Source organism: Paenarthrobacter sp. CM16 (genome assembly GCF_013179505.1).
Taxonomy (GTDB): domain Bacteria; phylum Actinomycetota; class Actinomycetes; order Actinomycetales; family Micrococcaceae; genus Arthrobacter.
Genome location: NZ_JABMCX010000170.1, coordinates 1 through 10,491 on the forward strand (window position 1 = coordinate 1; position 10,491 = coordinate 10,491).

General features: G+C 61.8%; 11 protein-coding genes. 1 reads left to right on the forward strand and 10 read right to left on the reverse strand.

Annotated features, from left to right (window positions below):
* From HP499_RS15135 to HP499_RS15175, 10 genes are all read right to left on the reverse strand, one after another.
* On the reverse strand, window positions 1–655 hold a 655-nt coding region (locus HP499_RS15135), incomplete at its 3' end, for a hypothetical protein (protein WP_216660033.1).
* Window positions 656–715: 60 nt separating this feature from the next.
* Window positions 716–1,933 carry an MFS transporter gene (locus HP499_RS15140; protein ID WP_172325014.1) on the reverse strand — a complete coding sequence of 406 codons (1,218 nt, stop codon included), beginning with the start codon at window positions 1,931–1,933 and terminating at the stop codon, window positions 716–718.
* 149 nt (window positions 1,934–2,082) lie between these two features.
* Window positions 2,083–4,023, reverse strand: coding sequence for a cell wall anchor protein (locus tag HP499_RS15145; RefSeq protein WP_172325016.1), 1,941 nt, complete (start codon window positions 4,021–4,023; stop codon window positions 2,083–2,085).
* A 98-nt stretch (window positions 4,024–4,121) separates the two neighbouring features.
* Entirely contained in the window at window positions 4,122–5,336 is a 1,215-nt protein-coding gene (locus HP499_RS15150; RefSeq protein WP_216660034.1) for a hypothetical protein, read from the reverse strand.
* Between the two features lie 113 nt (window positions 5,337–5,449).
* The gene (locus HP499_RS15155; protein ID WP_172325019.1) at window positions 5,450–6,322 is read right to left on the reverse strand and encodes an MBL fold metallo-hydrolase; all 873 of its coding nucleotides are present in this window, start codon (window positions 6,320–6,322) and stop codon (window positions 5,450–5,452) included.
* A gap of 116 nt (window positions 6,323–6,438) precedes the next feature.
* Window positions 6,439–8,646, reverse strand: coding sequence for a S8 family serine peptidase (locus HP499_RS15160; RefSeq protein ID WP_253951612.1), 2,208 nt, complete (start codon window positions 8,644–8,646; stop codon window positions 6,439–6,441).
* Between the two features lie 166 nt (window positions 8,647–8,812).
* On the reverse strand, window positions 8,813–8,941 hold the full coding sequence (locus HP499_RS25400) for a hypothetical protein (RefSeq protein WP_256378447.1): 129 nt from the start codon (window positions 8,939–8,941) through the stop codon (window positions 8,813–8,815).
* Window positions 8,925–9,137, reverse strand: coding sequence for a DUF4177 domain-containing protein (locus HP499_RS15165; RefSeq protein ID WP_011775776.1), 213 nt, complete (start codon window positions 9,135–9,137; stop codon window positions 8,925–8,927). Before HP499_RS15165 ends, HP499_RS25400 begins: the two co-directional genes overlap by 17 nt.
* 108 nt (window positions 9,138–9,245) lie before the next feature.
* Entirely contained in the window at window positions 9,246–9,611 is a 366-nt protein-coding gene (locus HP499_RS15170; protein ID WP_172325029.1) for a cupin domain-containing protein, read from the reverse strand.
* Window positions 9,612–9,660: 49 nt separating this feature from the next.
* The gene (locus HP499_RS15175) at window positions 9,661–10,119 is read right to left on the reverse strand and encodes a DUF2000 family protein (RefSeq protein ID WP_172325023.1); all 459 of its coding nucleotides are present in this window, start codon (window positions 10,117–10,119) and stop codon (window positions 9,661–9,663) included.
* Window positions 10,120–10,167: 48 nt separating this feature from the next.
* On the opposite strand from HP499_RS15175, the gene HP499_RS15180 reads away from it, so the two are divergent.
* A partial coding sequence (locus HP499_RS15180) for an AraC family ligand binding domain-containing protein (RefSeq protein ID WP_253951613.1) occupies window positions 10,168–10,491 on the forward strand: 324 nt, incomplete at its 3' end.

A 10,491-nucleotide genomic window follows, 5' to 3' on the forward strand; every position in this document is an offset into this window, starting at 1 on the left:
AATCCTTGGCGTTCTGGATAAGAGCCACCGTGTGACTGAAACCCGCCGAATACGCCGGAATAAGATTATGCGCCACGCTGGCCGGTAGTTCGGACATATCCTTGCCGTCCATCTCCCAGGCGTAGGTCATGTAACGCTCCACCGCCCCAGGGTAGAAACGGGAAATTGAAGTCTGCGGATTGACAGCAAGCGCCAGCGATGTAGGGAAGAACCTCGACAAAGCAAGGCTGGCGTATCCGCCGGCGGAGCTGCCGAAGAACACCAAGTTGTATCCTCCGGTCTCCCTCACAATGCGTCTAATAACATCCGCCAGGGTCTCCTGAAGGTCGGGCTGCTCTTTTGAGCCCGCATACCAAGCCAGGTTGAAGTCAGTTGATTTGCGCAGGCTGGGATCTGAGATAAAAATGCGGTTGACGGGTAGCCCGGCGGTGACTCCTTGCCCCAGGAACCACGGGAGTCGGACGTCTTTTTCAGCCGCTCCGTGGAAGCACACCAAGGTGGTATCGGAATCGGCGGGTACGTTCAGTATTTCAAGCGGCAAGCCCTGGTGCTGGATCTCGATCAGCCCCTCAGGAACCTCTTCAGCGGACAGGAATGATCTAAGGTCCGGGAAGCTGGACGGAGTCGGGGTATCGATAACTGGGTTTTCAGACACCACGGTAGTCTAGCCGCGGAGGTCGGAGACCCCGGAATCCCGGGACATGACCAGGAGAGCTCAATAATTGCGCCGGTGCTTCAACCTGGGAATTGCGACGGCGAACACCACTGCCGCTGCGAAGCCCAGTACCCCTGTTGCCCAGATTCCAGCGGACAGGGAAACGGCGGCCGTCAACCCGGAGAGCAGCACCGGTCCCCCGGTTGCACCAGAGTCGGCTATGAAGCGCCATATACCCAGGAAATGGCTCCTTCCGTTGTCGGGCGAGAAGTCGGCGCCCAGCGTCATAATGAGACCTGAACTGATGCCGTTGCCGAACCCGATCAACAGCGCAACCAGCAGCAACGGCACAAAGCCTGCAGTGAACGGAATCAGAATCAAGGCCGATCCCATAATCACCGTGGACGGGATGGCCACCCATTGCCGGCCTTTTCGGTCCATGAGCTTTCCTGAAGGGTAGAACACCAGCATGTCGATCGCTCCGGACAGCCCGAACAGCAGTGAAGCATGCGTGGCATCGAGTCCCAAATGGTCCGCCCACAACGGGATGACCACCTGACGCGAGGCCCGTAAAGCACTAAGGAGCAGGATCCCGAACCCGACAGACAGGAACACGCCTGCGTGGGAGGCCGCGACGCTCCGCAGAGTGGACGCCGGCGGGCGCGGGCCGCCGTCGGAGGTTCCTGGTGCCACCAAATCCGGAATGGTGAGGGACAAAACCGCAGCCGCCATCATGCCCGCGAAGCCCACCCAGTACGCGCCGCTGATTCCGGCGAGCTGCATGACACCGGCGCCAACAAACGGACCGATGAAGATGCCGATCCTGGTCACCCCGCCCAATGTGGACAGTGCCCGGGCCCGGTAGAGGACAGGGACTGCTTCAGTGAGAAACTTCTGCCGGGCAAGGTTGAAGACGCTGGCTGACATGCCCACAAGGGTCATCGAGGCTGCCAGCAGCCACAGTCCGTGTTCTATCTGCTGAGCGAATGCTGCGGCGCCCAACGCCAGGGCGCCCAAGGCTCCGGCGCCTACGATCGACCACCGCTCACCGAACTTCTCTGTGATGATCGAGGCCGGAATGTTGAAGATCCACGACCCCAGCCCGATCAGGGTCACAATCAATGCCGAGACTGCTACGGACGCACCCAGGTCTCGCGCCGAGAGTGCGATAACCGGCAGGACCGCTCCCTCACCGATGCAGAACAGCAGTGCGGGCCCGAAAGCCGGCAAGGCAACGCTGCGAAGGCTGAACGTCTGGTTCGTCTGGGTCCTGGTCATCCCTTTCATCCTAGGACTGCCGCACCTGCAGCCCGCCCCGGCATTACTTTCCGCAATGCACACTTAGCCCCCAGTGCGGCCCGCAATTGTTGCGGCTCCGGGCACCGGAGCCGCAACAACTACATGCGAAGCGGGATCGCCAGCGTCAACTAGCGGAGGTTGGCTGCTGCCTTCCGACGTCCGGCTGCGGCCAGGAGGAGGCCCATCAGGACCATCCCACCTGCCCAGAGAACGAAGGTGCCGTTCAGACCGGTAGTCGCCAGTGCGTTGGGGTTTCCGACGACGGTGGGGGCTGCCGCGGTCACGGCACCCTTAGTGGAGCCAGCGGTGACTACTGCCGCGGTTTGGGTGCTTGTACCCACTGTGTTGATGCCCGTGGTGCCGCTGGTGTTATTGCCGCCGCCAGCAGGCGGGTTCACGGACGGCGGGGTTACTACCGGCGGGTTCACGGACGGCGGGGTGACAACTGGAGGGTTCACGGACGGCGGGGTGACAACCGGCGGGTTCACGGACGGCGGGGTGACAACCGGCGGGGTAACCACAGGCGGAGAAACAACCGGAGGGTTCACCGTGCCAGCTGAGCCGCCTCCCACACTTACGGAGGTGGACCCGATGCTGATCGGGGCAGTAATCGGAACGATCAGCTGCGTACCTGAGAGAATTCCGCCGTTGCCGGAGGTTGCGCTTCCGCCTGCAGTGCCAGCAGGAGCAGTAGTGCCACTGGTACCGGAGCTCGTAGCCGAAGAATCACCCAACACACCAGCAGACGTGGAACCCAGGTTCACCGGAGCAGTAATCGGAGCAACCACCTGCGTACCCGAAAGAATTCCGCCATCGCCGGAGGTTGCGCTTCCGCCTGCAGTACCAGCAGGAGCAGTAGTACCACTGGTACCGGTGCTCGTAGCCGAAGAATCACCCAACACACCAGCAGACGTGGAACCCACGTTCACCGGAGCAGTAATCGGAGCAACCACCTGCGTACCGGATCCGATGCCATCCCAACCGCTCGTCGAGGCACCCGAAGTGCTGCCAGCAGGAGCAGTAGTGCCACTGGTACCGGAGCTCGTAGCCGAAGAACCACCCAACACACCAGCAGACGTGGAACCCACGTTCACCGGAGCAGTAATCGGAGCAACCACCTGCGTACCGGATCCGATGCCATCCGAACCGCTCGTCGAGGCACCCGAAGTGCTGCCAGCAGGAGCAGTAGTGCCACTGGTACCGGTGCTCGTAGCCGAAGAATCACCCAACACCCCAGCAGACGTGGAACCCACGTTCACCGGAGCAGTAACCGGAGCAACCACCTGCGTACCGGATGCGATGCCATCCGAACCACTCGTCGAGGCACCCGAAGTGCTGCCAGCAGGAGCTGCAGGGGCAGAAGAACCGGACGTAGCTGCAGAATCCCCAGCTACACCCACAGCAGTGGCTCCGATGTTAACAGGGACCGATATCGGAGCCACTACCTGAGCGCCGGATGCGATTGACTCTCCCCCCGACGTTGTTGCCTGCGCCGGTGCTTGTGCCGGCGCAGGAGCTGATGCTGCTGGAACGGTGGTGGCGGATGAATCCCCCAAAACACCGGCCGACGTCGACCCCACCGTGATGGGAACCGTCACCGGCGCCACCACTTGGGTTCCCGAAGCAATGCCGCCGGAACCGCTGGTCCCGGTGGTCGACGTCGAACCTGTTGCCGCTGCTGGTGCGGCAGGTGCGGCTGGGCCCGTCGCAGTGGAGCCCCCCAGCAGACCCACTGACGACGAGCCCAGGTTTAAGGGCACCGAAACCGGGGCAACCGCTTGGGTCCCGGAGCCGATGCTGTTGGAACCATTGGTAGTAGCTGCAGGTGCCCGGCTCGAACCTCCCGCAGATCCCGGCGCGGAAGCCGTAGCTGCTGAATCCCCCAAAAGTCCCAGAGAGGTGGCGCCCGTAGTGATCGGCGCTGTAACGGGCGCTACTACCTGCGTGCCGGAAAGGAGTCCGTCCTTGCCGGAGGTAGTGTCTGCGGCGTTGGCCGCGGTTGCGCTGAGGGCAATCATGCCCCCGGCAAAGCATGTGCCGATGAGGCACTTGCGTAGGGTCGTGTTCATGATGATCTTCTCCTGAAGGTCTAGTTCCCAAAGGCGTCCGTTGACGGATCGCCCGAATTGCCGTCGGCTGCGTGCTGTTGCGCAGCGAGGCTGGGGAACTAGTCAGGAGAGGAACCGGGATCGAATGAGACCGGCTTTGGATGGTGTTCGTCGCTGACCTTTACCAGGTCAGCGAGGAAATCTGCTGGGATGATCAATGCGCCATGCAGGAAGGCTGCCGCAGGGCTCGGCGGACCGTTCTGCGAATTGCCGGAGCCAGCACCTGCGAGGGTGGCCGGCACTATTCCCGGGCCGGTCGGTGAGCCTGCAGGAGCTGCGGGGACTTGGGCCGAACGGACTTCGGCGGCCTCTTCTGCTCCTGCAGAACCCAGTGCACGGGACGGCGACATAGCCGGCGCCACACTGGTGGCAGAGGCCAACGCAGTAGTTCGAGTTGCTGGTTCGGTTCCTACCGCTGCATGTACCTCGGCATCGCTTTCCTCCGCGGCCGTTCCTTGCGGTGAAACCGCGACGACGTCATCCGGCGGTGTGCCAACTCCCGGGGCCGCGTCTACCGACGGTGCTGCAGGGGGCAATGAGCCGGCGCCTCCCTGCAGGGGCGGAAGGACCGATGCTATCGGTGGAGTCACGGAACCGACAGGCGGCAAACCCCTGTCAACTACGTCGTCAATCACATCAACAACTGGCTGAACTATGGGGTTAGTGACGTCGGTAACGGGTTCCAGTGCAACAGGTTTCAAGGCCTCGTTGACCGGAGGAACGACTACAGCGACTGTCTGATCTACGGTTTCAGTCACCGGGGCAACGGCGTTCACAACGGTTCCCACGGTTTCCCCCGGGACCACCTGGTTGACGACTGGCAGGGATCCGGCAATCCCGTCTACCGCTCCCCCAACGCGCTCCACGATCGGCGTCACTGCCGGAACCGGAACGGAAACCGGCTGTGCAGGCACTATGGATTTGACGGGTGCGGGCAGAGGCACGGTTGGGACTGGAATGCTGATGGCGGGAGCCGTTGCCTGTGGGACAGCCGCCTTTGCAACGGACCCGACGGCGTCAGCAACTTCGGTGGTGCCAGCACCTGCCGCCTTGGTTGCTTTGGTGATGGTACTGCTCGCCGTTTCGGTTGTTGAAGCGACAGCGGACGAGGTGGTTGACGTTATTCCGCCAAGAAGTGAGTGGTCATCCGCGGCGCCGGAGTCAGCGCTGGCGGCTGTTGCGGAGAGGGTCATCCAGAGTGCCGTTCCGGCTCCAGCGATCATGACTGAGCGGAGAATGTTGGTAGCACGCGGGAAGACGCGTGTTCCCTTCATCTCGACACCCCCAGGTAGTCGCGAACCGAATGGTCGACTTCATCCTAGGACGGGAGTTACCGAATAGTCCATGGCTGGGAGTAAACAAGATGACAAATTTGTAAGGAGCCTTGCTAGGAAGGGTACGAACCCGTTTTTCCGGGCCCAAAGTCAGGGGTCCCCAACGATTGCCTGCCCTGGGCGTTGGTTTCCTGAAGCCTCTTGATGAACCAGCGGGACTGTTCAGGCCCATAGGGCAGGACCGGGATTGCCTTGGTTGCATCTGAGGGCATGTCCCGAATGGACTGCGTGGCTTGGCGGACGGCCGTGCTCATGGTGTCTGCCATGGTCTTCACAAACTCGTCACTTGCGGGCTTGCCGTGACCGGGGACCAGGAACTCGTAGCGGTGACGGAGGGCGGAGATGTGCCGCAGGGCGTCAGCCCACTCTTCCGGGTACGAGTCCTCGAACGACGGGTGGGCACCCTGCTCCACCAAGTCGCCCACGTAAAGGGTGGTGCTTGTACCCACCAGGAGGTCGCCATCGGTGTGGGCCCGGCCCAGGTAGAAGAGCGTGGCCGTGATCCCGCCAAGGTCCACCAGTACAGGCTGATCGTGAACCAAGGCGTTGGGAACAACGATGTCGACGGCGTCGCCCTCCCCCGCTGCCATCTCGGGTTCGTTGGTGGCCACGAAGCGCCGCTGGATGTCGGCGTCTTTTTCGATAGCCGCCGCACAGTTGGCGTGCGCCCAGAACTCCGTAACGCCGTCGTCCGCGAAAACGGCGTTACCGAAGAAGTGGTCGTAGTGGGCGTGGGTGTTCACCACCACCAGCGGAAGCTGGGTCTTTTCACGGACCGCTGCGAGAATCTCCCGGCCCTGGCGGGGGCCACAACCGGTGTCGATGACCATAGCGAGTTCAGAGCCCACCACGAGCCCGGTGTTCAGTAAGGAACCCTCGGTTTCCAGGACGTAGTTGTTGGGACCGAGTTCTAGCCAAGCTGACAATTGATTCTCCGTTTACAGTGCAATCCGGCGATGTTCAGGCCTCTACTCTACCCACGGAAAGCTGGGAGGGAGCGGAACCCGCACCATCGCGGCGCACTGATTTACGGCGAGTTGACTTAGAGAATGGCCGTCATGATGTTCCAGCCGGAGCCAACTTGGGTGGCATAAATCCAGCCGCCCGAGCCGTTGCCGCCGTAAAGAACCAGGTCACCGTTGCTGGCCCGGCCCATGAGGTCCACTGTGCCGTCCCCATTGAAGTCACCCGGAGATTCGATGGCGGTCATGATGTTCCACCCCTGGCCAATCTGACCCGCTGCGAACCAACCACCGGAGCCATTGCCCGGGTAGAGCAGGAGCGCCCCGGCGCCGTTGCGGGCCACGACGTCGGCTTTGCCGTCGCCGTTGAAGTCACCAACGCCCTCAATGGCTGTCATGACATTCCAACCTTGACCGATCTGACGGGCCGGAAGCCACCCACCGGAGCCATTACCCGGGTACAGCCACAGGACGCCGGCGGAGTCGCGGGCTATCACATCGGCCTTGTAGTCCCCGTTGAAATCACCGGGAGCTTCGATTGCCGTCATCACGTTCCAGCCAGAGCCGATTTGGCGGGCGGCGAGCCAACCACCCGAACCGTTGCCCGGGTAGAGCCACAACCGGCCGCTGGAGTCGCGGGCCAGGACATCGGCATTGCCGTCGCCATCGAAATCACCAGGGGCCTCGATGGCGGTCATGCCGTTCCAGCCCGAGCCGATCTGGCGGGCAGCCAGCCACCCGCGGTAGCCGTCGCCCGCGTAGAGCCACAACCGGCCGCTGGAGTCGCGGGCCAGGACGTCACTACGGGAGTCGCCGTCGAAATCGGTGATCTTCCTCCTGTTGACCGGGGCCGTGCCGCCGTAGGTGCTGAGCGCCTTGTTGGCATCAACAAGGCCGGCCCCGCAGCCAGCCGGGCACCCCGCCGGAAGAGGCCTTGAGGTTGCTTTCAATTGCTGCTCCACCTGAGCCGGTGTGAGGCTGCTGCCTTCGGCTGAGATCAGCAACGCCGCCAGCCCAGCCACCTGGGGTGCCGCCATGGAGGTTCCCTGCATCCAGGCGTAGGCAGATCCGGCGCTGGTGGTTTTTCCGAAGTTGAAGGTAGACAGGATTCCATTGGTGGCGGCCTGGCTCATGTCGCCGCCAGGGGCCGTGACGTCTACTGCGCTGCCATAATTCGAGTACTGTGCACGGGCACCGGAAGCGTTGCTGGCGGCCACGGTGATGACGTTTTCACAGTTGGCCGGGCTTGCGTCGGCAGCGGGACGGTTGGAGTTTCCTGCCGAAACCACAACCGCGGCACCCGCGTTGTGAGCGAAATTGATGGCGTTTTGGTAGGTAGCCGAGCAGGCCTTGATACCGCCGAGGCTGAGGTTGATCACGCGGGCCGGGTTGGGGTTCACCGGCGCACCGGTGACTACGCCGCCAGCGGCCCAAATGATGGAGTCAGCGATGTCGGAGGTGTAGCCGCCGCAGTAGCTCAACGCCCGAACGGGCAGAATCCTCGCATTGGGCGCTACCCCTGTGATGCCTTGGCCGTTGTTGGCCACCGCGGCGATGATCCCTGCTACGTGGGTACCGTGCCACGACGAGTTCTGGGCGGGGCTTCCAACCTCGCATACACCAGCCGGCTCCCAGTCGCCTTGGTCGGTGGGATCGGAATCGCGGCCGTCACCGTCCCGGCCATCCTCGGCATAGGAAATCATGTCATAACCGGGCACAACATTGGCGTCCAGATCCTCATGCCTGGTGATCCCGCTGTCCACAACGGCAACGACTACGCTCTCACCCTTGACGTAATCCCAGGCTCCCGCAGCATTGATGCTGGCCGGACCCTTCAGGTTCCACTGCTCCGGGAAACCCGGGTCACTCGCATCAGCGGTGGCATGCATGATGTCATCCGCCTCGGCATACGCAATCGCTGGATCGGTGCGCAGCGTCTTGACGAAAAGGGCGGATTCGGCGGCTGAAAGCGGCTTGTCCAATTTGATGACATGCCCGCCGGTGGCATTTTGGCGGGCGGTCTCTGCGACAGCACCAAGCGCGGTGGCAGCTTTGCCGGCAACGTCGCGGGCTGCTTTGTCCGCGGACTGAGCGGTGGCATCCTTCATTCCCACAATGAACTGATCCGTAGGAGATTCGGGGGCGGGTGTCAGCACCTGCGGCCCTCCGGGAACAATGTCCACGGTGTCTGCTGCGGCCGGCTGAACGGCCAGGCCACCGCTGATCAAAAGAGTAGTGAGCGCCAGACCTGCAGCTCTCAGGGACCGGATACGGGAGTTATTTACCATCAGGGGCATCCTTGGGACGTCGCGATCAACCCTGAGCGGCTGATTGCGGGCAACTGGAGACCACCAGTTGACCCCCAAGGAATTGTAAGCTGACTCCCGGCTTTAAATGGTACGAATCGCGGTTTGTGACTGTTGCGGGCCAAGCGAGGCCCACAAGGCCGAAGCGTCAGACCCGGCCCTTGACGATGGCGGCGATCAGTTCTTTGCTGCAGCCCACGGCAGCAGCCAAGGCACTGTAGGACCAGCGATCCGGGTCTTCCTGGCGGGCGCGGAAGGCACTACCCAATGCGTTCAAACACCATGGTCGCCTGAATGCGGTCGCCCCCACCGATGACGCCCTTGCTTCCACTGCTGGCAGTGGTGATGGTGTGGAGCCGGTAGCCCTTGGCGGCTTGATCGTTGATGGCCTTTTCAAGGGAGGGAAGGTTACCCGAACCGGCGCCCCACATTTTCTCTTTCAGAATCACCTGGAGAACGACGTATTGCTGCACTTGCACCACTTCCTTCTGTTTCCGGCCGGCCGCGCTTTGTTGGCCGCTCCCGTGTATCTGGATGGTTGCGTGCAAGGCTACTCGACGTCGGGAAGGAACCTTAGGCTTTCATCCCAGCTCGCGCAGCCCAGCCGTCATCTGACCACCAGCATCTCCGGTGTTGACGGTGCCTTTGGGCTCGAACAGCAATGCTTGGACTTCGTTTTCAGCCTTGGGGCAATGCTCAATTCCTTTTGGGACCACATAGACATCGTTCGGCCCGAGCAGCACGTCCCCGTCACGCAACTGGATAGTGAGGTTGCCGCTGATGACCATGAACAGTTCATCCGTGTCTGGATGGGTGTGCCAAACAAACTCGCCCTGAATCTTGACTACTTTTACGTCGTAGTCGTTGATACTGGTCAGCCGGTGCGGCTGCCAGTGCTCCGAGATCGAATCAAGGGCGTCATTGATGTTAACTACCGGCTTAGTCATGGTGATCATCTCTTTCTTCCAGGGTCTTAATCGCGGGGCGCTTCATGTTTCACGGATGCATTTGTGCGCCCTTGACGATCCGATCTACAACGTTTCGGGGACCACGGAGGGCAATTCCCACCAGATCGAGATCCTCGGCAGCCACCGCGGCCACTGCCGCACGGTTCGCTTCATCGTGACCTGTAGAAAAAAGGTCACGTGTATACAGGGCGACAGGAATTTCACGGGAAATCGCGCGCCCCCGTACTGCCGCCAGGAGTTCCCCTCCGGCTGTGAGAACCAAGACTGGTTGGCGCAGCATCGGAAGGTAACTGTTGCCGTCCAAGTCTTGGTATGGCTCCCCTGTGAGGCCGGGGGCGCTGGTGGCAATGGCGCTCATGAGGAAGGCCGTTACGTTGAGCTCCTGCCACGGCAAAAGATCGTCACGAAGGACCACCACTACTTTCGAGTCGAAACGAACGGTTGCTGGGGAAGGTGAATCAATGACTGCTGTTGAGTTTTCGTGCATGAACCCAGCATGGCGCCGGCAGGAAAGCTCGTCTTGTACATTTCTTGCATGGGCAACTCAGTGCACGCATGGCATCCTGCTGTGCCATATGTGCGCGAAGTGCTCCATGCAACGTTCGAGGATCACAGCTACCCGTCGCATACACACGAAGACTGGACGGTGCTTCTGATCGACAAGGGTGCCGTGACATATGATCTTGGCCGCACCGAGCATCAGGCCGTTCCCGCCTCAATTACCCTGCTGCCACCGCATGTCCCGCACGACGGACGCTCCGCCGTCGGGGGTGAATCATTCCGCAAGCGTGTCCTGTACCTCAGCGAGGACTGGCTGCCCGCGAAAGCTGCAGATGCTGCAGTGACGCAGCCGCTGCTG